At 47.1% G+C, this 20,409-nt stretch carries 21 protein-coding genes; 16 read left to right on the top strand and 5 right to left on the bottom strand.

The features are described 5' to 3' along the window. Positions 1–8 precede the first annotated feature (8 nt). Positions 9–275: a DUF1292 domain-containing protein gene (locus WQ57_RS11915; protein WP_046523999.1), complete on the top strand. Its 267-nt coding sequence runs from the start codon at positions 9–11 to the stop codon at positions 273–275. Positions 276–324: 49 nt separating this feature from the next. On the opposite strand, the gene WQ57_RS11920 is transcribed toward WQ57_RS11915, so the two are convergent. Both WQ57_RS11920 and WQ57_RS11925 read right to left on the bottom strand, forming a co-directional pair. Next, positions 325–1,350 carry an alpha/beta fold hydrolase gene (locus WQ57_RS11920; RefSeq protein ID WP_046524000.1) on the bottom strand — a complete coding sequence of 342 codons (1,026 nt, stop codon included), beginning with the start codon at positions 1,348–1,350 and terminating at the stop codon, positions 325–327. Then, a complete protein-coding gene (locus WQ57_RS11925) occupies positions 1,343–1,675 on the bottom strand; it encodes a hypothetical protein (protein ID WP_052948732.1) in 333 nt (110 codons plus the stop codon). Before WQ57_RS11925 ends, WQ57_RS11920 begins: the two co-directional genes overlap by 8 nt. A 253-nt stretch (positions 1,676–1,928) precedes the next feature. Between WQ57_RS11925 and WQ57_RS11930 the strand changes: the two genes are divergently transcribed. The 9 genes from WQ57_RS11930 (at position 1,929) to WQ57_RS26640 (ending at position 10,424) form a co-directional block, all read left to right on the top strand. Beyond that, positions 1,929–3,290, top strand: a complete 1,362-nt coding sequence (locus tag WQ57_RS11930; protein ID WP_046524001.1) for a cytochrome P450 — start codon at positions 1,929–1,931, stop codon at positions 3,288–3,290. 119 nt (positions 3,291–3,409) lie between these two features. After that, entirely contained in the window at positions 3,410–4,795 is a 1,386-nt protein-coding gene (locus WQ57_RS11935; protein ID WP_420912393.1) for a sigma-54 interaction domain-containing protein, read from the top strand. A gap of 302 nt (positions 4,796–5,097) precedes the next feature. Beyond that, positions 5,098–6,417, top strand: coding sequence for a GntP family permease (locus WQ57_RS11940; protein WP_046524003.1), 1,320 nt, complete (start codon positions 5,098–5,100; stop codon positions 6,415–6,417). 24 nt (positions 6,418–6,441) lie between these two features. After that, positions 6,442–7,218 carry a 3-hydroxybutyrate dehydrogenase gene (locus WQ57_RS11945; protein WP_046524004.1) on the top strand — a complete coding sequence of 259 codons (777 nt, stop codon included), beginning with the start codon at positions 6,442–6,444 and terminating at the stop codon, positions 7,216–7,218. Continuing rightward, complete coding sequence (locus WQ57_RS11950) at positions 7,160–7,465, top strand: hypothetical protein (protein ID WP_046524005.1); 306 nt, start codon at positions 7,160–7,162, stop codon at positions 7,463–7,465. The genes WQ57_RS11945 and WQ57_RS11950 overlap by 59 nt, the downstream gene beginning before the upstream one ends. Positions 7,466–7,578: 113 nt before the next feature. Next, positions 7,579–8,448 carry a dimethylarginine dimethylaminohydrolase family protein gene (locus tag WQ57_RS11955; protein WP_241481522.1) on the top strand — a complete coding sequence of 290 codons (870 nt, stop codon included), beginning with the start codon at positions 7,579–7,581 and terminating at the stop codon, positions 8,446–8,448. A gap of 159 nt (positions 8,449–8,607) precedes the next feature. Next, a complete protein-coding gene (locus WQ57_RS11960) occupies positions 8,608–9,201 on the top strand; it encodes a class I SAM-dependent methyltransferase (RefSeq protein WP_046524006.1) in 594 nt (197 codons plus the stop codon). Further along, the gene (locus WQ57_RS11965; RefSeq protein ID WP_156183120.1) at positions 9,191–10,021 is read left to right on the top strand and encodes a class I SAM-dependent methyltransferase; all 831 of its coding nucleotides are present in this window, start codon (positions 9,191–9,193) and stop codon (positions 10,019–10,021) included. Before WQ57_RS11960 ends, WQ57_RS11965 begins: the two co-directional genes overlap by 11 nt. A gap of 262 nt (positions 10,022–10,283) precedes the next feature. Continuing rightward, positions 10,284–10,424, top strand: a complete 141-nt coding sequence (locus WQ57_RS26640; protein WP_156183121.1) for a hypothetical protein — start codon at positions 10,284–10,286, stop codon at positions 10,422–10,424. Between the two features lie 47 nt (positions 10,425–10,471). Here WQ57_RS26640 and WQ57_RS11975 read toward each other — a convergent pair whose 3' ends face one another. The 3 genes from WQ57_RS11975 to WQ57_RS11985 all read right to left on the bottom strand — a co-directional run bounded on the left by WQ57_RS11975 (position 10,472) and on the right by WQ57_RS11985 (position 13,807). Beyond that, the gene (locus WQ57_RS11975; protein WP_241481523.1) at positions 10,472–11,623 is read right to left on the bottom strand and encodes a glycoside hydrolase family 18 protein; all 1,152 of its coding nucleotides are present in this window, start codon (positions 11,621–11,623) and stop codon (positions 10,472–10,474) included. Positions 11,624–11,774: 151 nt separating this feature from the next. Further along, complete coding sequence (locus WQ57_RS11980; RefSeq protein ID WP_046524009.1) at positions 11,775–12,413, bottom strand: hypothetical protein; 639 nt, start codon at positions 12,411–12,413, stop codon at positions 11,775–11,777. A gap of 14 nt (positions 12,414–12,427) precedes the next feature. Beyond that, on the bottom strand, positions 12,428–13,807 hold the full coding sequence (locus WQ57_RS11985; RefSeq protein WP_046524010.1) for a selenium-binding protein SBP56-related protein: 1,380 nt from the start codon (positions 13,805–13,807) through the stop codon (positions 12,428–12,430). Positions 13,808–13,956: 149 nt separating this feature from the next. On the opposite strand from WQ57_RS11985, the gene WQ57_RS11990 reads away from it, so the two are divergent. The 6 genes from WQ57_RS11990 (at position 13,957) to menC (ending at position 20,293) form a co-directional block, all read left to right on the top strand. Then, the gene (locus WQ57_RS11990; RefSeq protein WP_046524011.1) at positions 13,957–14,745 is read left to right on the top strand and encodes an alpha/beta fold hydrolase; all 789 of its coding nucleotides are present in this window, start codon (positions 13,957–13,959) and stop codon (positions 14,743–14,745) included. Positions 14,746–14,944: 199 nt separating this feature from the next. Further along, positions 14,945–15,799: a MurR/RpiR family transcriptional regulator gene (locus WQ57_RS11995; RefSeq protein WP_046524012.1), complete on the top strand. Its 855-nt coding sequence runs from the start codon at positions 14,945–14,947 to the stop codon at positions 15,797–15,799. A 33-nt stretch (positions 15,800–15,832) separates the two neighbouring features. Then, a complete protein-coding gene (locus WQ57_RS12000) occupies positions 15,833–17,206 on the top strand; it encodes a YjiH family protein (protein WP_046524013.1) in 1,374 nt (457 codons plus the stop codon). A gap of 18 nt (positions 17,207–17,224) precedes the next feature. After that, complete coding sequence (locus WQ57_RS12005) at positions 17,225–18,370, top strand: amidohydrolase (protein WP_046524014.1); 1,146 nt, start codon at positions 17,225–17,227, stop codon at positions 18,368–18,370. A 5-nt stretch (positions 18,371–18,375) separates the two neighbouring features. After that, the gene (locus WQ57_RS12010) at positions 18,376–19,200 is read left to right on the top strand and encodes a GNAT family N-acetyltransferase (RefSeq protein WP_084820255.1); all 825 of its coding nucleotides are present in this window, start codon (positions 18,376–18,378) and stop codon (positions 19,198–19,200) included. Next, entirely contained in the window at positions 19,190–20,293 is a 1,104-nt protein-coding gene (menC, locus tag WQ57_RS12015; protein WP_046524016.1) for an o-succinylbenzoate synthase, read from the top strand. The genes WQ57_RS12010 and menC overlap by 11 nt, the downstream gene beginning before the upstream one ends. Positions 20,294–20,409 lie beyond the last annotated feature (116 nt).

The following is a 20,409-nucleotide window of genomic DNA, read 5'->3' on the forward strand; positions in this document are numbered from 1 at the left end:
CACGTAAAATGGAAAAAGTGGAAGTTGGCGAAGTGTTCACCATTACCGATGAAAACAATGAGGAACAGGAAGTAGAAGTAATGGCTGCATTAACGCTGGATGACACAGAGTATATAGCTGTTAGCTTTGTTGAGGACCTTAGGGAGGAAACCCAGGAGGACATTGATCTATTCTTTATGAAATTGGACGAGGATGGCGACTTCTCGGCAATCGAAAGCGACGAGGAATTTGACAAGGTTTCCTCGGCTTTTGATGAAAGAATGGGCGGTAATTAGGATAAAGATTCAGACTAAAGAGAGCGGATATCCGCTCTCTTTTTACATGCTAGTGGATGGAGTCCGATCTCTCATGAAGCCATTGCTGCAGAAATTCCGGGAGCTTGCCTCTAATTGCCAGGGTGATATGGCCGGCTTTTATCGCTTTGTACGTCAGATCCTCCGAGGAGACTTTCTTCAATACTGGCACAATCATTTCCTCGGGAACGAGTTCGTCTTCGCTTGCTGATACTACCAGCAGGCTTGCCTTGATGCTTCCAAGGTTGACTTTCTCACCGTTAATCAGCAAATGGTTGTTGATAAGCTGATTCTCTTTAAGGAGATCGTTGGTTACCTGTCTTAACGCTGCACCGGAGAAAGGGACATGCCCTTTTATCCATTGATTTACACGATACCATTTTTCCAAAAAATGCGGATCCCCTGTCCTGCCGATTAGAGATAGATACGGGGTATAAGAGATGGGGGAGGTAATGAGCCGAAACGTGGTTTCCATTACGTTCGGCGGGATGGTGCCGTATACGTCGGCAAGCTCATCGATATTTAGTTCACCAGATTTAATCGCTTTATGCCATTGTTGAAAAACAGGGCTGTTCTCAAAATCAAGCGGAGGAGAGAAAAGGATTAAATTCCGCATGGGTTCTTTTGCGAGCGCAGCATAAATGGCTGCCAGGGTGCCGCCAAGGCAGTAGCCAACGACAGTGATTCCTTCAGAACGGGAATGTGCAAGCGCCCTTCTTACCCCTTTTTGAATATACCCCATAATATAATCATCCAGCGTGAGGTCTTTGTCCTCATAGCCGAGGATGCCAAAGTCCAATAAATACACTTCATATCCTTCTTTGGAAAAAGCCTCAATCATGCTTGAGCCTGGATACAAATCCAGGATAAACGGCTGGTTGATAAGGGAATACACGAGGAACAGCGGAGTTTTGTATTTCCGGCAGGGAGCGGGATAGTGCCATAAAACCGCTTTGTTTTTCTTCCAAACCGCTTGTCTTGGAGTGGCTCCTCTGGTGAAGTCTTCCGTAAGGAAATGTTGTTTGTCTGCTTGGTCCCCTTTTGATTGGCTACTCACGGGTCATCCCCTGTGCCTCAAGCTGCTTAAGCAGTACTGAGAGCTTTTCATCCATTTCATCCAGTTTTTCTTCAATTTGAATTCCCAGCTTTGCCATGTTTGCAAGATCATCCCTGGTTGGGATATTTAGTTGGCGGGCAGCCAGATTTTGTTGCTCGCGGAGTGCTTTTAATGTATCTGTATGCCGGGCAAGCCCCAGTTTGGCGAGTTTGATCATTTTTTCGTTGTCGAGTTTACTTTGAATCGCTTCATTTATGCCTTTTTCCACCCTGAAGCCCAGAAGTTTAATTGCTTTTGAAAGATTAATGGACACCTTATAGGTCATCTTCATCCGTCCTTTCATGGTTAGGTGTCTTGTCCTGATACAAGCTCAATATAGTATATCCATGCCAACCATATTGGTGTTTAAAAATGATGCAGTTGCACCCTGCCCAATTTACAGGGTTATAAAAATACTATTAAAAAAAGGCGTAAGCACAGCACCCAATGCCTATACCGTTTTTCCTAAGATGAATATGATGTGGGGAACTTTGTCTGATAGTCAAATATTATATTAATAGGAGGGATCCAACTCTTACATGGGTACATCCGACAGGTACAAGTCTCCGTCTGGTCCAAAAGGAAAAATGTTTACCGGTCATTTGGCAGAATTTCAATCTGACCCTCTAGCTTTTTTGTCGCAGCTATCAAAAGAGCATGGCCCGGTGGCATCGTTTCGCCTGGGGCCCTTTCAGCGGGTGAAGCTGGTTTCGGACCCCGAATTGATCAAGGAGATTCTGGTAACCAAGCAAAAATCCTTCATAAAATCCAGGGATTTACGAGTGTTAAAATCTTTGGTCGGCGAGGGGCTCTTAACTAGTGAAAAAGAGATTCATATGCGGCAGAGAAGGCTCATCCAGCCTGCTTTCAAAAAGTCCCACATTGCCGGGTATGCACAGGATATGATTGATACATCAATCAGTTATTTGGCGGACTGGGAGCATGGCCAAACGAGAATGGTCAGTGAAGACATGATGAATATTACTCTCGGCATCATCAGCAAAACGATGTTTGGCATGGAATTTAATGAAGGATACGAAAGGATAGGCGAACCCCTTGAAAAGTGCATGAAGCTTGCTGTCAGGAGGATGAGGTCGGCCGTGCCTCTCCCGCTGTGGCTGCCTACAAAGAAGAACATGGAATTTAAAGAGGCGGTCAAGACCCTTGATGAAGTACTGTTTAACATAATTGAAGGCCGCAGGGAAGACAGTACAGAACACCATGACCTTCTTGGCATTTTAATGGCTGCCCGTGATGAAAGCGATGGACAGGGGATGACAGACTCCCAGCTTCGCGATGAATTGATGACCATCTTCCTGGCAGGTCATGAAACAACTGCGAACGCTCTTGCCTGGACGCTCTTCCTGCTGTCGCAAAATCCCGAGGCTGAAAAAAAGCTCCATCAGGAACTTGACCAGGTGATAGGCAACAGGAATCCGAATCCTGAAGATTTCATGAAATTATCTTATACGCAAAACATAATCTGGGAATCTCTTCGCCTGTATCCTCCTGCTTATGTGATTGGCCGCGATGCCATAGAAGATGTTGTTATCGGCGATTACTTGGTGAAAAAGGGCGAGATGGTTATGATGAGCCAGTATGTCATGCATCGCGATCCGGCCTATTTCGAGCAGCCAGAATCATTTCTGCCGGAGCGGTTTGAAAACAATTACATGAAAACCCTGCCGCCATATGCCTTTTTTCCTTTTGGGGGAGGGCCAAGGGTATGCATCGGAAATCATTTTGCCTTGATGGAGGCGGTCCTTGTTTTGGCATGCATTGCCCGGCGCTGGAGAGTTCGTCTCGCTCCCGGCCATCATACAGTGAGGCCCCAGCCGCTAATCACGATGAGGCCCAAACAGGGCTTGCTAATGGTAATAGAAGAACATAAAAATCTTTGAGCAGGCTGTCCTTCGCTGCTATTATTTGATTCCTCATAATATTTTATCTATTCCCTTCAAATTTTGCCCTTGCATGCTAATATATTAATAGGAACTGCCGGAAGGAAGGGAAAAAAGTGCTGAATGATGTGGATGTTCAATATAAAAATGATATATTGGAAACAATTATTGACAGTGCCTACGAATGGATTGTCGTCGTTAATACAGAGGGGAACATTGTCTATATTAATAAAAATTATTGTCAATTCCTCGAGATTGAACAGGAAGAGGCGCTTGGGAAACATGTGAGCAAAGTAATCGAAAACTCCAGGATGCACATCGTCGCAAAGTCGGGAAAAGAGGAAATCGCTGACCTGCAGTATATTAAAGGAAATTACATGATTGCCAACCGCATCCCGATTTTTTCAGACGGAAAGCTGATTGGTGCTTTGGGCACAGTCATTTTCAGGGATACAAAGGAATGGAACAAAATGAATTCCCATATAAAAAGCCTGATGCCGAAACTGCAGACGTATCTGCAGGACTGGGAAGATAACAATGGCGCCAAATATACGCTTCAGGATATCAAATCGATATCTCCACACATCCTCCAGCTGAAAGAGAAAGTGAAAAATGTGGCTTCCGGCAATATATCCGTTTTGATTCGCGGGGAAAGCGGGACAGGCAAAGAGCTTTTTGCTCATAGCATCCACCATCTGAGCCCGAGAAGCCACCATCCATTCATCAAGGTGAACTGCGGTGCGATTCCGGAGCACCTGTTGGAGTCGGAGCTATTCGGCTATGAAGAGGGTGCTTTCACCGGAGCGAAAAAAGGCGGAAAGAAAGGCAAGTTTCTGCTTGCGCACGGCGGAACGATTTTCCTTGATGAGATTGGCGATATGCCTGTTAATATGCAGGTTAAGCTTCTTCGTGTCCTGCAGGAAAAAGAAGTCGAGCCTGTGGGGGCTGTCAAGCCGATTCCCGTTGATGTCAGGGTCATCGCCGCTACCAACCGGCCCCTCGAAAAGATGATAGAAGAGAAAAGGTTCCGGGAAGATCTTTTTTACCGAATCAATGTAATACCTTTCAAAATTCCGCCATTAAGGGAACGGCCGGAAGATATCCCCCATCTGACGGACTTCTTCCTTGAGAAAATATCCAGGCGTGCTGGTAAGCGTATCACGATGATCGATGAGGAAGTGCGCAATGTCTTTAACCAGCATAGCTGGCCGGGGAATTTGCGCGAGCTTGAAAACGTGATTGAAGCGGCCGTCCATTTGACTGACGGCGAGCGGATCACGATTTCCTCACTGCCAGAATCCCTCAAGGGGGATCCCAAAATACTGATTGGCCAGCTTTCATTAAAAGAAATTCTTGAAGAAACGGAAAAGCGTATTATTGAAAGGACACTGGAACAATTCCACCAGGATAAGCTGGAAGCCGCAAAAGCGCTTGGCATCAGTAAATCGAGCATGTACGATAAAATTAAAAAATACAGGCTGGAAACGGAAGAGTTACAAGCCTGAAAATATGATTATGATAGATTCCAGAAATCCGGAATGCATTCCAGGTTTCTGGAATTTTTATTATTCCTTTGAATTAAAAGGGTTTTCAATAAGTCTAGCAAGCTATCATTCCAGAATTCTGGACAAGTGAAGGGAAAGGATGAACGTTTTTTGACGTTTTTAAAGGAATTACATTGTTGGCACGGTACTTGCATATAAATCAGTGAACCAAGCAAAGGAGGGGGAGATTTGAAAGCGGTTACTTTTGTGGTGGTCCATTTTAACAGAAACATGAACGAATCAAGGCAAAGGGGGAAAGAAAGATGTTAAGCATGATTGGTCTTATTGGTGGATTATTTCTTCTTATTTATTTAACGATGAAGGGCATGAACCTGCTAGTCGCAGGTCCATTATGCGCCCTGTTTGTCGCAGTATTGAGCGGGCTGCCTTTGTTTCCGCAGCTGGCTGGCGAAGGAGAGGCCAACCTGGTCACCAACTATATGGGCGGTTTTGCAGGGTTTGTGACTTCATGGTATTTAATGTTCCTGCTCGGCTCCATCTTTGGAAAGGTAATGGAGGATAGCGGCGCAGCCGACAGCGTATCCAAGTGGGTTGTCGATAAACTAGGGATGAAGCAAGCTGTGCTGGCCGTTGTCATGGCTTGTGCGATTTTGACCTACGGCGGTGTATCTTTGTTTGTTGTTGCCTTCTCGGTCTATCCAATGGCTCTGAGTTTGTTCAAACAGGCCAATTTGCCGCGGAGATTTATCCCGGCCGCTTTGGCACTTGGTTCGGTCACGTTCACGATGACTTCGGCAGGCTCTCCGGAAATCCAGAACTGGATTCCGATTGAGTACCTTGGGACCTCTCCATATGCCGGCTGGGAGGTCAGCGCCATTGTGGCGGTATTTATGGCCGTGTTCGGCTACTGGTGGCTGAAGCGCATGATCCAAAAGGCAGTGGCCAAAGGAGAAACTTTTGTTGCCCGCGGCAATGATCCTGTTGTGGAAAATAAAGCTTTGCCAAATCCGCTTACCGGGCTCGTGCCATTGCTGGTGGTCCTGATCATTTCGTTTGTTTTCCATGATTCCCTGATGCAATCGGCTTTGATCATTGCCCTCCTTGGAGGAGTCATCGCCACCTACCTCTTGAACAGGAAGTATTTCAAATCGTTTTGGGATGCTGTTTCTGATGGCACTATGGGCGCGCTTGTGGCAATTGGAAACACGGCCGCGGTTGTCGGTTTCGGCGGTGTAGCCAAAGCAGTCCCGGCTTTCCAGACAGCGGTGGATGCGATGACGAGCATACCTGGGAGTCCGCTCATTGGCGGCGCAATCGCGGTTAGTGTGATCGCGGGAATGACCGGGTCGGCTTCCGGCGGCCAGGCAATCGCCCTGCCACTTCTGGCCCCGCACTATATAGATATGGGTGTAAACACTGAAGCGCTTCACAGGACAGTGGCCATTTCCTCCGGCGCTCTAGATTCTTTGCCGCACAATGGCTATGTCGTCACTACCATCCGGTCGATTTGCGGTGAATCACATCAGGATGCCTACGGTGCGGTCGGTGCTTTGACGGTCATTGTACCATTGATCGGTCTGGCCATTGCGATTGTTCTGTTCTCATTAGGTTTTGGTATTTAATGTCGCAGGAAGGATGAGAAAAACGTGGTTAAAAACAAGGTAGTATTCATAACAGGAGCTGCACGAGGAATCGGTTTTGAAATTGGAAAAACCTTCGCCGGGAATGGTGCCAGTGTGGTGATTACCGACATGGATGAAGCGGGGGCTGAACAAGCCGCGGCTGACCTCAGGGAACAAGGTTTCACAGCACTGGGATTAAAGTGCAATGTGACGGATGAAAACGAGCTGAAACAAGCTTTGGAAAAAGCTTATGATGAATATGGAAGCATTGATGTGCTGATCAATAATGCGGGACTTCAGCATGTCGCGCCGCTGGAGGATTTCCCGAAAGAAAAATTCGAACTCTTGCTTTCAGTCATGCTGACAGCACCGTTTGCGGCAATAAAACATGTGTTTCCCCTCATGAAAAAGCAAAAATCCGGCAGAATCATCAATATGGCTTCCATAAACGGCCTTGTTGGTTTTGCGGGGAAGGCCGCTTATAACAGTGCGAAACATGGTGTAATTGGGTTGACAAAAGTGGCCGCATTGGAGGGGGCAGAGCACGGAATTACCGTCAACGCCGTTTGTCCCGGCTATGTCGATACACCGCTTGTCCGAAATCAGCTGGCCGACCTGGCCGCGACAAGGCAGGTTCCTTTGGAGCGAGTACTGGAGGAAGTAATCTATCCTCTTGTCCCGCAAAAAAGATTGCTTAGTGTAGACGAGGTTGCGCAGTACGTTTTATTCCTGTCAGGGGACCATGCCAAAGGCATTACCGGCCAGGCGTGCGTCATCGACGGCGGCTATACAGCTCAATAATAGTTGGAAAAGCTGGCCCGATGAAGATGAGGCCAGCTTTTTCATTATTAAAGGAGAATTATATTCCGCAGGTAAACTAATTGGCGCAAAAAAAGATGACTTGACGGTAAAATTTGAGTCAATAGGCTTCATTGACGCAAAAAAAGAGGGCAAGGCAGAAAAAATTGCGCTAATAGGCTTCATTGGCGTAAAAAAAGAGGGCAAGCTCGCAGAAATTACGCTAATATGCTTTATTGGCTTAAAATGAGGGGGTAAGCTCCCGAAAGATTGTGCCAATGCCCGCCTTTGCTGCCAACTGGATTAATACGCATTTGGTAAGGGTATATTATATCCGAAGTTTCTCTATTTGGAGGTCATATTGTGACGACAATCAGTACGCAGGAAGAAAATAAAACGAGCTGCTATAGTGAATATGATGTATTGAAGCGTGTGATTTTATGTCAGCCCCAGTACATGACAATCCGCGATGTAATCAACGAAACGCAAAGGCATTTCAAGGATGAGGGAATACATATTGAGCGTGCGCTTGAACAGCATGAGGCGATGGTAAGCACGCTGCGCCAGAACGGAGTGGAAGTCATCCTGCTGCCATACCATAAGAAATACCCTGAACAGGTTTTTACCCGCGACGTTGGGTTTACGCTGGGAAATACGGTTTTTGTTGCTGACATGGCGAGCAAAGTGAGGCAGGGAGAGGACGACGTCTTAAAACAATGGCTCGAGGATGAAGGGTTCTCCTACTATAATATTATCGGTGACAACATCGAGGGCGGAGACGTGATTATTGACCGGGACACCATTTTTATCGGGCTTAGCGAACGGACCAATCAAAAAGCTGTTGACCATATTACTCCCCTGTTATCAAAATTCGAGGTGAAAGCCATACAATTTAAAGCGGAATACCTGCATTTGGACTGTGTATTCAATGTGGTTTCGCCTGATATAGCCATTATCTATCCTGATGCCCTGACCGAGGAGGATATCCAGCTTTTCCGGTCGAAGTATAAAGACGTGATTGAGGTGTCTGAGGAAGAGCAATTTACCCTTGGAACCAATGTCCTTTCGATTGGCAACAAAAAAGTACTGAGCCTTCCCGTCAACAAGGGAGTGAACAAGGAGCTTCGGGATCGGGGCTTCGAGGTCATTGAGGTCGATATTACAGAAATCATCAAGTCCGGCGGTTCCTTTCGCTGCTGCACCCTGCCGATTTTGCGGGCAAGCGCGAGCTGATGGCGAGGAAAACTTAAAGGTAAGAAAAGACGGTCACCAGCTGGTGGCCGTTTTATATTGCAAGATTCAATGCTTCTTTCATGAGTCCAAACTTAATGGAAGGTATAATGATGAAAGAGTGTTAACTTGGGCTTTATTTTATGGGGGTTAATAGAGACAATGAGTAAAATATTTTCACGCTGGTATGATTTCTTTATGGGGCCTTTGGAACAGGGTCGTTTTAAAACAATACGGAAAAGCCTCCTTTCACAGGCAACGGGAACAGTACTAGAACTTGGGTCGGGTACTGGTGTGAATTTTCCTTTATATAAAAATGTGGTACAAGTAACGGCCATCGAACCTAGCGAATTTATGATCTTCCAAAGTGAAAAGAAAAGGGAACAGGCAAAAGTGCCTATAAACTTGATTCAAGCCGGGGCAGAAAAACTTCCATTTGCCGATAATAGTTTTGACACAATAGTTGCCACGCTGGTCTATTGCACAATTCCGGATTCCGAAAGGGCTGCGGCAGAAATGAAGCGGGTTTGCAAGCCAGGAGGTCAGGTCCTGATGTTTGAGCACGTGAAAATGAGGCAGCCGGTTCTCGCTAAATTGCAGGAGCTGTTGACGCCCGCCTGGCGAAAAATCTGCGATGGCTGCTGTCTGGATCGCAATACGGTCGGGCTGATGAAAAAGCATGGTTTCAAGATTGTGGAGCAAAAAGAGGACTGCAAGGGCCTTTTTATTGCCATGATTTTAAAAAATGATAAATAGAATAAGAAAGAGACTTCATAGTGGATCACGGTACAGGGGGGAGATTATGAAAGACAAGGAAAAAGTGCTTCAGCAATTTGGAAGGAATGCGGCCAATTATGTGACCAGCAATTCCCATGCAAAAGGGGATGATTTGCGCCAGCTGGTCGAGATTATTGCTGGAAGAAACAGGGGCGGGGCTGTTTTGGATGTTGCCACAGGAGGCGGCCACGTGGCGAATGCGCTTGCGCCTCTTTTTAAACAGGTGATCGCCCTGGATTTGACTCCAGAAATGCTCGAAAAGGCAAAGAGTTTTATTGAAAGCAACGGCCATGGAAATGTAGCTTTTGTACAGGGTGATGCGGAGAACCTGCCATTTCCCAACAGCTCTTTCGGGACGGTGACCTGCCGCATTGCCGCCCATCATTTCCCTGACGTCAGGCAATTTGTCAGGGAGGTCCTCCGTGTCCTCCAGGATAATGGACTATTCATATTGGTGGACAATGTGGCCCCGGAAATTCAGGAGTTTGACCAATTTTACAATCTCGCAGAGAAGGCACGCGACCACAGCCATGTTCGTGCCTATAAAAAAACGGAATGGATTGCAATGCTTGAGGAAGAGGGCTTCACAGTTGAAAATATGGCTACATTTAAAAAGAAGTTTATATTCGACAATTGGTGCAGCATGATAACCCTTCCGCTGGAGGAGAAGGAGCAACTGAATGCCTACATGATGGGTGCTACGGAAGATTTGAGGCAATATTTCCATATTGAACAGCATGGGGAGCAGGTTCAGTCTTTCCAGGGCCAATCGATGCTGCTCACCTGCATCAAGCGCTGAGAAAATCAAACTGGAACTCCGCTGTGTCATACAACCTACAATCGAACATATAATGGGAAGGATTTAAATTATGTGGGGGAATAGTGTTAATGAAGTTGTTGATTCTATCTTTATTAAGCGTGCTGCTAGGGATATTAATCTATTTAAACTTTACTTTTAACTCCGCCAAGAGTGTCTCCAATGGTGAGAAGGATTATCTAACCCAGGAATACACCATCACCAAAGTGGATAAACAGGATATTTTGGAGAATCTGAAAATGGCATGCGCATCTATATTAAAAAAGAGAATGTGAAACTGCCTGAAAGACTGCAGGTACATGACAGCATCATCGTATATTTGGAGAAGGAATCCCGCAAGGATGGTCTGGTAAAGGTGGAAAAGCTCGAGGAAAGAGACTCTTGATCTATACGTTAAAAACACGATTCCCCGGCAATGGAATCGTGTTTTTATCATTTTTTTAAAATATAGTATTTGGCTGGCGGGTTTTCCATTGCTGCGGAGATGGCAGCCGTTAAACTGTGTGTGCCCCAGGCATCATGGCCGGCCTCCCAAACCATCATTCCCCCAAATCCATTATTCAGTGCCAAATTGGCTTTCTTTTTCATCGTTTCATAGCCATTGTAATGATAGGTGGTCCCATTCTTTTTCATCTGGTCCCGGCTGGCATTGGCTGGATCGGCTTTGATGATGGCAGCATAGGATAGCTGCTTTACAGAGGGATCCTCCGGCTGTGCGTAGAGGGGAACTCCAAGCACAAGCTTTTGCCTTGCCAGTCCATGCCTGTCAAAAAGTCCAGTCCAGTAGCTTACGATATTTTCGGCGAAAGAGTAGGTAGAGAGATTGCTTGCATTGTAACCGCCATCCCACTGGCCGTCATAAGCCATAATATTGACATGGTCCACATACTGGAACATCGAGGGTTCATAGATGACAGCGCCAAGCTCGGTCCCAGCCTCACTGTGGATTTTGGCATGGACAGCGATCGATAGCTCTTTTTCATTGGCATGCAATTTTTCACCGAGTTCCTTAGTGAAAAGCGTCAGTGCTTTCGCGTCTTCCTGTGAGCGCGGATGTTCAAAGTCGATATCAATGCCATCCAGGTTCTCGCGGTCTGCCAAACTGGCAAGCTCGTTCACCAGCCTCGTTCTGGAAGCATCATTGGAAATGGCGCTTTTAAAATATTCATAGGATTCTCCGCCTTGAATATGGAACCAGCCGCCGACCGCCAGTATGACCCTGGTATCATACTGCGCTGCCTTCTCAACCAGCGTTCTCAGATTTTTCAATGCAAAGTCGCCATTCATAAGCAGTTCACCGTTCTTAGCCGGGTGGGCAAATGAGAATATGACATGTGTTAGCTTCGAAACATCAATCTCCGCCGGATTCCGGAAATCCTGAACATAGCCGGCAAGGACTTTTGGTGTTTGCTCCTGTAATTCCGGTGCTGCTTTTACAGCAGGCTGTTTCCCTGAAGCCGGTATATGATTGACAGGTTTCGTTACTTCTTCGCTATACTTTCCGGAAGTTAGGATCCCAGCAAGGAACCCGCTCCCAAAGGTAAGAAGGAGAATAATTAACATTAATAATTTCAAGTTGGACAAAGAGGTTTCCTCCTTTTTGGCATCCTAAAAAGTGTACCAAAAAAGAGAGGGTAATAGGGTGGTAATATCAACCTGCCTGAGAGGGATTTGGGGGCAGATTTCGTTTTTATTTCCACATGCCGAAAAAAGAGCAATCTGGAAGTCCAGATTGCTAATGCATGTGTATGTCGCTGCTGCCGCCGCCACTCATGATAAATAAAAGGATTCCAACCGCAATCAAAAGGACGGCCCAGGCCAGCTCGAAATTGACAATATATTTTTTAAAGGCGTGAACGCCAAACTTATAAACCAAGGTTGCCATAGCCGTCATTGAGGCAAGCATCGCCAGTTCATGGAAGAACCAAAGCGGTAAAAGGTCAGTAACCCTCTCAGCTGAAAGGATGAATGGTGCGAACAACAATCCCGAACCGTGTGTGGAGGAGGCAAGAAAGGACCAGAGCACAAGCTGGCCGTAGCCTACCTTCAAGCCGCCGGTCCATCTGATATGGCGATAATACCGGAACAGCCGGTAAATGCCATATAAGGATATAAAAGAAGCAATTGCAAGATGGACGGTGTGAATCGGAAAATGAAACCGGGCAGCTGTCTGGAGCGCAATCACAAATCCGTCACCAAGCATCTGGCCAATACCAATTGGAAGAATCGCAAAGTATAAAACTTTTTGATCATTGCGCTGCAGTGACAGAAAAACGGCGAACAGCCAGCCCATTGCGGGGTTGATGCCGTGGAAGGCCCCCAAAAGGGCAACCGCAGCTAGCTGGCTTTCATGAGAGAAAAGGATATCCGCCATTACGATCCCTCCGCTCACGGATAACAGAAGGAATCTGTCGAGCAGTCTCCGCCTTCAAGCCTGATCTGATGGGCTCTGCTTCCTTCAAATTCAATCAAAAAGCCTGGATCAATTTCCATGCCGCCTTCCGGCTTGATATCCACTTTTACCATAGCTCCCCTGATTCCATCCGGGTAAAACTGATCGTCCCACGCACGGTATAGCGAGTTGCTGAAATAAGCCCGCCTGCCGTCCCGGCTCAGTTCGACCATCTGTACTCCGCCGGTGATTTGCTTGCCGGAAGGATGAGGGACAGGGCTGGCAATTCCGCCGACTTTCACCTTGTCGACCAGTTTGGGGTCAAATGGGTCACTCACATCATATTGAATCAGCTCACCAGTTCCCCAGCAGGAAACATAGAGAAAGCGATCATCAAGTGACAAAACCATATCCGTCACAAGTGGCGGCACCGCCCCTACTTCCTTTAAAACAGGCGGGAGCTGGTCGCGATTGGCGGGGACGGCAGGAATTTCAATCACTTTTCGCGCCTTCCATTTGCCATTCTCCTGATACCAAACCCATATCGAACTGGCGAGGTTGGTCACATCAATCACGACACTGGCAAATCCATATGTTTTCCGCGGATTATGGGCCGGACGCAGCTCCAGGACCATTTGATGCTGGTCGCCAAAATCAATTTCCTGGATATGCCTGCGTGTGCGGCTGTCGAAGAAGTGTATACTATGGCCGTACTTTCGCTGCAAAAGTGCATCCAGTTTCAGTCCATCCTCAAAAAGATCAGGTGTGGCCCATCCGCTGGAAACGGTAACATCATGGGCAATATGCCACCAAAAATCATACGCGAAATGCTGGGTTCCGCGGTCCATTTCCCAGGCCCCAAGCACATTGAAATTAAAATGGTCGAGGAGAAGGATTCCGCCGGGTCCGCCTTTGCCTTCTGCTGCACCCAGGGCACTGATGAAAATGCCGTCCGGGCCGCAGTGAACAGTATGAAGCCGGCTGTAGCCGGTGCGTTTTTTTATTTCATCCGGTTCAATTGTGCGGATAATTTTAGGCTTGCGGGGATCAGGTTTGGTATCAACAATGTATATCCTTGAGGAACGGATGCCAGGAAGAATGAGATAACGCCGTTCCAGCTGTGGGTGGAAAGCGGAAGGACATAATGCCGAGCTGCAGGCATTCCAGCCAAAATGGTGGAGTTCGTCATCGCCCTCACCAGGCAGAGCCAGTTTGTAAATGAGGCTTCCATAAGTTGGAGAATCAGGGTCCAAATCAATGACACCGAGTGCATCTGGCTTCAATAAAGCAATATAAGCAAGCTTCTCGGGAGGGGCATGTATAGCGGATTGGGGAGAGGGATAAAAGGTAGGATCGGTTCCAAACCATTTGGACATGCAGATCATCCTTTCCTGTTGATCATGGTGTAGTAAATTTTATTTAAAGGGAAGGAAAAATAGTCATAAACGCGAAAAAATAATGGGAGTGCTATAAGTTTAAGCAGGAAAGGGAATACAATCAAAAAGAACTGAAAGGAGAGATGGCAATGAATAGAAAACAAGTCAATCTGCCTGCTGGAACGGTATCTTATATTGATGAAGGCAGGGGCGAAGCAATTTTACTGCTGCACGGTTTTTGCGGCAGCAGTGAGTATTGGGAAAAGGTTATCCCTGTGCTTTCCGGAAATTATCGGGTGATTGCGCCTGATTTGCCCGGGCATGGAGAATCGGGACAGCTTGCTGAAGGATATTCCATCGAGACGATCGCCGATCATATGAAGAGCTTTTTGCAAAAGCTGGAACTGGACAACGTCATCATGTTCGGACACTCTCTTGGCGGCTATATAACGCTTAGCTTTGCCAGGAAGTACGTGGAAGGGTTAAATGGATTCTCCCTCATACATTCCACTGCCCACCCGGATTCGGAGGAAGCCAAAAAGGCCAGGGTTGCCAATGTGGAAAAGGTGGAGAAAGAGGGGATGCAGGCACTGATTGATGGGCTGGTTCCGAAGCTATTTTCACCTGACAATCTGGAAAGCAATGCCAGGGATATTCAACGGGCAAAGGAAATTGGCTATAAAACGAGCCGGGAGGGTGCTGCAGGCGCTTTGCTGGCAATGAAAGACCGGCCCGACCTCAACAGGGTCCTGGAAGAAACCTCACTGCCTGTACTCCTTGTCGCAGGTGAGAAGGACCAAATAGTACCGAGCGAAAAAACCTTTTCCATTTCAAAGGAGAATATTATGCAAGAAGTTATTCCGGACACAGGGCATATGGGCATGTATGAAAATCCGGACGAACTTGTCAGGGTGATGAAGAAGTTCCTCGAGGGATGAAAAGGACCAGGGACCACTATTTGAGTGGTCCCTGTTTTTTTATTCCCGAAAGTATTGGTTTTGACGTCATTCATATTTTAGTATAATTAAAAACTTTTGTGTTTATTTATTCATTTTTTGCTTGTAAAGAAGGATTTCATCCTTTATATTTAATTCATGAAGTTTTTCCTTCAACAATTTGCCGGTGAGGAGGGTTTGCATGCAAGAGAAGCCATTTTTGCAGATTATAAAAGAAAGCTTTCCTTCCTTGTCCCGGGGCCAAAAGAAGGTGGCCGAGTTTATAAAGGATCATATGGACGATGGAGCATTGGACACTGCCTATCAACTTGGCAAAAAGTCTGGAGTGAGCGAGACAACCGTCATCCGGCTTGCTTATGCATTAGGCTATGACGGATTTTCGGCCATGCAGGAAAAAATCCGCAAAGACTGGCTTGCCCAAAAGAATCCTGTTTTGAAAGAAGCAAGTCCTGCGAAAGAAGTGTGGCATGAAGACCGGATTTTTGAAAAGGTGGTTGCACACGAAGGAGCGGTATTGCAGCAATTGCTTCAGCAGGTTAGAGCAGAGGAGATCTGGAAGTCAGCAGACAGGATTATCAACGCAGACAGGGTATACATTGCTGGATTTGGCAGCTCGTACGCTGCTGCGTATTGGCTGTTTTATTCATTAAGGCAAGTGCGTGAGAATGTATCCATTTCAAATACCGACGGCTATATGCCGGAGGAGGTTTGCGAGTTGACAGAGGATTCGGTCGTGGTGTTGTTTTCTTTTCCGAGGTACCGCAAGGAAACTCTTAATCTTGTTCGTTTAGCCAAAAAACAAGGAGCCGCAACGGTGGCCATTACGAACCGGCAGCTCTCTCCGGTCGGACAGCTTGCAGAAGTGACCTTGACCACAGAGGAAAAGGTGGAATCAAGCCATAATTCGATAGCGTCTGTCATCTCTTTGCTTGAAGTCCTGATGGCTGGAATTCATAGCAGGGACCATGAAAGAATTCGAAAAAGGCAGCAAAAACTCGAACTGCTCTACACAGACCAGGAGTTATTCTTGGAATAGAACTTATAAAATTACTAAAATAGAGGTGCAATTATGCAAAGTGTATCAAAAGTGCAAGAAAAAAATACACCGGTCTCAGCGATAGATTTCCTGAAGTTTTTGATTCCATCCCTGATCGGCATCCTCCTTTTCATTGTTCCAATTAAAACGGAAGAGGGCATCACCATCCCGGTGGCCTTCCTTTCCAATCAGATTCATGGCGTGATTGGCGAATGGATTCCTGCCATCACGGTCGCCGTCATGGGAATTTCTGTTGCCGGGTCGATTGTGACCATGCTGGCAAAGCCAAGATTTGTCCTTGAAAACAAGGCGCTCAATACATTGTTCAATGTCAGCAAGTTCTGGCTGGGAGCTCGTGTACTTGGAACGGTTCTTGGTATCGCAGCATTGTATAAAATCGGACCTGAAATGCTGCATTCGGAAAACACAGGCGGACTGCTGCTGTATGATTTGATCCCAATCCTGTTTACTACATTCTTTTTGGCCGGTATTTTGCTTCCGCTGCTTTTAAATTTTGGTTTGCTCGAATTTACTGGTGCATTGCTAATGAAGTTCATGAGGCCTGTGTTTAAGCTGCCAGGACGTGCTGCGCTTGATTGCCTGGCTTCCTGGGTCGGCGACGGCACGATCGGTGTCCTTTTGACAGCAAAGCAATATGAGGAAGGCTATTATACAAAAAGGGAAGCAGCCGTGATTGCGACTACTTTCTCGGTTGTTTCCATCACGTTCACGATTGTGATTTTGCAATATTTGAATCTTGAAGCATACTTTGTGCCTTACTATTTCACTATCATCATTGCCGGTCTTGCCGCTGCGGTTATCATGCCAAGGATTCCGCCATTGTCTAAAAAAGCGGACACAGCTTATGAAAAAACGGAGCTAAAGGCAGAAACAGAAATGCCTGCCGACATCTCCAGCGTCCAGTGGGGCCTTGGTCAAGCAGTGAACAAAGCGAGGAAGAACGAGCGTGTGTCGAACATTTTCAAGGAAGGTTTCCAAAATGTGCTTGATATGTGGCTTGGCGTCCTGCCAATTGTCATGGCAATTGGAACGGTAGCTCTTGTGATTGCCGAGTATACTCCTTTCTTTACAATCATCGGAAAACCATTCGAGCCAATCCTCTCCTTGATGGGAGTTCCGGAAGCAGCTGAAGCGGCCCAGACAATGGTCATCGGCTTTGCCGATATGCTGCTCCCAGCGGTTGTGGGAAGCGGCATTGAAAGTGAAATGACCAGATTTGTGATTGCCTGCGTATCGGTTACCCAGCTGGTCTACCTGTCCGAAATGGGCGGACTGCTGCTGGGATCCAACCTCCCAGTCAAGTTCAGGGACTTAGCCTTGATTTTCATCTTGCGCACAATCATAACCTTGCCGATTGTCGTGCTGATTGCTCATATCATTTTTTAAGAAATGGCGGGAAAGCGGATGGATCTTTTTCAATATATAGATAAAAAGCAAGACACTATCCTTAAAACCTATCATGAGCTTCACGGGCTTGCCGAGCCAAGCTGGGAGGAGGAAAAAACCTCCCGCTACCTGCAGGAAAAGCTTCAGGATGCAGGGTTAGAGGTAAAAACCTATACCGGCCATCATGGATTTACCGCTGAATGGAAAGGGGAACTTTCGGAAGTTATTGCGCTTCGGGCGGATATGGATGCGTTGGTCCAGGAGGTGGGTGGAGTGGTTCGCCCTAACCACTCCTGCGGCCATGATGCCCATAGTACGATGGTGCTGATGGCCGCGCTCGCTTTGGCGAAAAGCATGAGAAGGCTCAGGCACACTGTCCGGTTTATTTTCCAGCCAGCGGAAGAAAAGGCGGAAGGAGCGCTGAAGATGTTGGAGGATGGTGCTTTGGAGAATGTCAGGTTCCTTGCAGGCATCCATCTTCGTCCCAAGTCAGAGGTTTCCTTCGGCAAAGCAGCTCCCGTCATCCTGCATGGCTCAACTGCCAGCTTGAAAGGAACGATTAAAGGAGTGCCCGCCCATGCGGCCAGGCCGGAGGAGGGCAACAACCCCCTGGAGGCCGCTGCGCTCTTGATACAGGAAGTGAAGAATATCTCAATCGTGGACAAGGGCCGCTATTCGATTAAAATAACAGAACTGCATGGCGGCGAAGCCTCCAATTCCATTCCGGCAAGCGCCCGCTTTACCTTTGACATGCGCTCCGAAAAGAATGAGGCCATGGAGAGCCTGATTGAGCGAGCGAACGAGGCCATTCGTAAAACGGAAGTGGCGACAGGGGTTACAATTGAGTCAGGAATTTCGGAATACTCGCCAGCTGCTGTGCAAAATCAGGCAGCGATTCAGCTTGCCCAAACGGCGATTGCCGAGATTCTTGGCAGGAACAATGTGAGTGAAGCCTGCGTAACGCCCGGGGCTGAGGATTTTCATTTTTATACCGTAAAGAAACCTCATTTAGCCGCCACAATGGTCGGCCTGGGCTGCGGCTTGGCACCCGGCCTGCATCATCCCGATATGAGCTTCAATGAGGGAGCCTTGGTATATGGGGCAAAAATACTCGCGAAAATGCTGCTGCTAGCAGATAAGAAAAAATGGTCCGAAGGGGAGTGAGGAGTGTGAATCAACTAGACTTGTCATCCATAGAAATTCGCAATCTCGATACAATAGCTGAACTGGAGGAGGTTCGGCGTCTCGAAACTCTTGTCTGGAGCCTTGAAGATTCTGTACCGGTTAATCAATCTGTCGCCGTTGTCAAAAACGGCGGCTTTATTCTTGGTGCCTATTTAGAAGGAAAGCTGGTCGGCTTTCAATACAGCTTTCCCGGCTTTGATGGAAGCAAGGTGTATCTCTGTTCCCATTCACTGGGTATTCATCCTGAGTACAGGAGATATGGAATTGGGGAAAAGCTAAAAAAAGCTCAAAAAGAGTTGGCAGCAGCTAAAGGTTATAAGCTGATTACATGGACATACGACCCGCTGGAAACGGTGAATGGCAATCTTAACCTGCATAAGCTTGGCGCAAAATGTACGTGCTACCTGGAGAATGTGTACGGTGAAATGGCAGATGGATTGAATGATGGCCTTCCGACAGACCGGTTTTTAGTAGAGTGGAAAACGGACAGCCCCGTTGGTCCGCCAACGGTTGTGATTGATGGCTTGAAGCTTGTGATTATAACCATCATTGCGCGAAATCTACTAATTCCCGGAGAAACTGATTTTACGCTGAAGGATGACAAGCTGCTTGTTCCTGTGCCAGGGAATTTCCAGGAGATAAAAAAAGCCGATTTTTCGCTGGCATTGGCCTGGCGGAACAAGACACGGGAGGTCTTTGCACATTTTTTAGGAGAAGGCTGGGTTGTGAGCGACTTGGTGAAAGATCCGCTTGTTCCCAATCAGTATTTGTATCTATTGGAAAGAGAGGAACAGCCTGATGGAAATTGACAAAATCATTCTGCGGCAAATAAAAATGGACCTATTGCATCCTTTTACAACAAGCATTGGGACCGAATATGACAAGGACATTATTTTAGTGGAAGTGATTGGAAAAAGCGGGCTGTCAGGCTGGGGAGAATCGGTGTCCATCGTAGAGCCGATATATAATGAAGAAACGGTACAAACAAATTGGCATATTATGAATGATTTTCTGATACCGCTGCTGATGAAGGAGCCCGTGCGGCACCCGGATGAATTGTATGAGCATTTCAAGTATGTCCGCGGCAACTTCAATGCCAAGGCGGCCCTTGAAGGAGCTGTCTGGGATCTGTATGCGAAGGAGCAGGGTACTTCGCTGGCCCAGGCACTTGGCGGGACAAAAGAGAAAATTGAAGTTGGCGTCAGTGTCGGCATCCAGGATTCCGAACAGAAAATGCTTCGGCAAATTGAAGGCTATTTGGAGGAAGGCTATAAGCGGATCAAGGTCAAGATTAAGCCAGGCTGGGATGTTTCCATTTTAAAAGGGATCAGAAAAGAGTTCCCGGAAATTCCTTTAATGGCAGATGCGAACTGCGCCTATACTCTCGGGGACTTGGAACATTTACGCAGGCTCGACGAGTTCGGCCTTATGATGATTGAGCAGCCTCTTGCCCATGATGACATCATCGATCATGCCGAGCTTCAGGCCAGCCTGGAAACGCCAATCTGCCTCGATGAAAGCATTCATTCCGCCGAGGATGCGCGGAAGGCGATTGAACTGGGCAGCTGCAAAATTGTCAATCTGAAAATTGGCCGGGTTGGCGGGTTGACAGAGTCGAAGAAAATTAATGATATATGCGTGAAGCACGGAATTCCTGTCTGGTGCGGCGGCATGCTGGAGGCGGGAATCGGAAGGGCGCATAATATCGCGGTCACATCGCTGTCCGGTTTTACGCTTCCAGGAGATACGGCACCATCTTCCCATTATTGGAAGCAGGATATCATTTTGCCGGAAGTGGATATGGAAGAGGGCTATATTTCTGTGCCGAAGGGGCCGGGCATCGGATTTGAACCGGACTTGGCCAGGATTGAAGAACTGACCGTGGCGACCCGGATTTACTAGTCTTTATGGAGGAAACGTTCTAGTATTTTACATTATTGCGAGCATACGTTCGCTTTTTATGTTATAATAAAACAGCAATAGTATAGGGAACTCAGGAGGTGGGTCAGCGATCCCCG

The organism is Mesobacillus campisalis, assembly GCF_000986785.1.
Classification (GTDB): Bacteria; Bacillota; Bacilli; order Bacillales; family Cytobacillaceae; genus Mesobacillus_B; species Mesobacillus_B campisalis.

Excerpts from the sequence above, each read along its gene's own strand:
- WQ57_RS11915 (WP_046523999.1), top strand. The coding sequence starts at position 9 with ATGGAAAAAGTGGAAGTTGGCGAAGTGTTCACCATTACCGATGAAAAC.
- WQ57_RS11925 (WP_052948732.1), bottom strand. The coding sequence starts at position 1,675 with ATGACCTATAAGGTGTCCATTAATCTTTCAAAAGCAATTAAACTTCTG.
- WQ57_RS11930 (WP_046524001.1), top strand. The coding sequence starts at position 1,929 with ATGGGTACATCCGACAGGTACAAGTCTCCGTCTGGTCCAAAAGGAAAA.
- WQ57_RS11940 (WP_046524003.1), top strand. The coding sequence starts at position 5,098 with ATGTTAAGCATGATTGGTCTTATTGGTGGATTATTTCTTCTTATTTAT.
- WQ57_RS11950 (WP_046524005.1), top strand. The coding sequence starts at position 7,160 with ATGCCAAAGGCATTACCGGCCAGGCGTGCGTCATCGACGGCGGCTATA.
- WQ57_RS11960 (WP_046524006.1), top strand. The coding sequence starts at position 8,608 with ATGAGTAAAATATTTTCACGCTGGTATGATTTCTTTATGGGGCCTTTG.
- WQ57_RS11965 (WP_156183120.1), top strand. The coding sequence starts at position 9,191 with ATGATAAATAGAATAAGAAAGAGACTTCATAGTGGATCACGGTACAGG.
- WQ57_RS26640 (WP_156183121.1), top strand. The coding sequence starts at position 10,284 with ATGCGCATCTATATTAAAAAAGAGAATGTGAAACTGCCTGAAAGACTG.
- WQ57_RS11980 (WP_046524009.1), bottom strand. The coding sequence starts at position 12,413 with ATGGCGGATATCCTTTTCTCTCATGAAAGCCAGCTAGCTGCGGTTGCC.
- WQ57_RS11985 (WP_046524010.1), bottom strand. The coding sequence starts at position 13,807 with ATGTCCAAATGGTTTGGAACCGATCCTACCTTTTATCCCTCTCCCCAA.
- WQ57_RS11990 (WP_046524011.1), top strand. The coding sequence starts at position 13,957 with ATGAATAGAAAACAAGTCAATCTGCCTGCTGGAACGGTATCTTATATT.
- WQ57_RS11995 (WP_046524012.1), top strand. The coding sequence starts at position 14,945 with ATGCAAGAGAAGCCATTTTTGCAGATTATAAAAGAAAGCTTTCCTTCC.
- WQ57_RS12000 (WP_046524013.1), top strand. The coding sequence starts at position 15,833 with ATGCAAAGTGTATCAAAAGTGCAAGAAAAAAATACACCGGTCTCAGCG.
- WQ57_RS12005 (WP_046524014.1), top strand. The coding sequence starts at position 17,225 with ATGGATCTTTTTCAATATATAGATAAAAAGCAAGACACTATCCTTAAA.
- menC (WP_046524016.1), top strand. The coding sequence starts at position 19,190 with ATGGAAATTGACAAAATCATTCTGCGGCAAATAAAAATGGACCTATTG.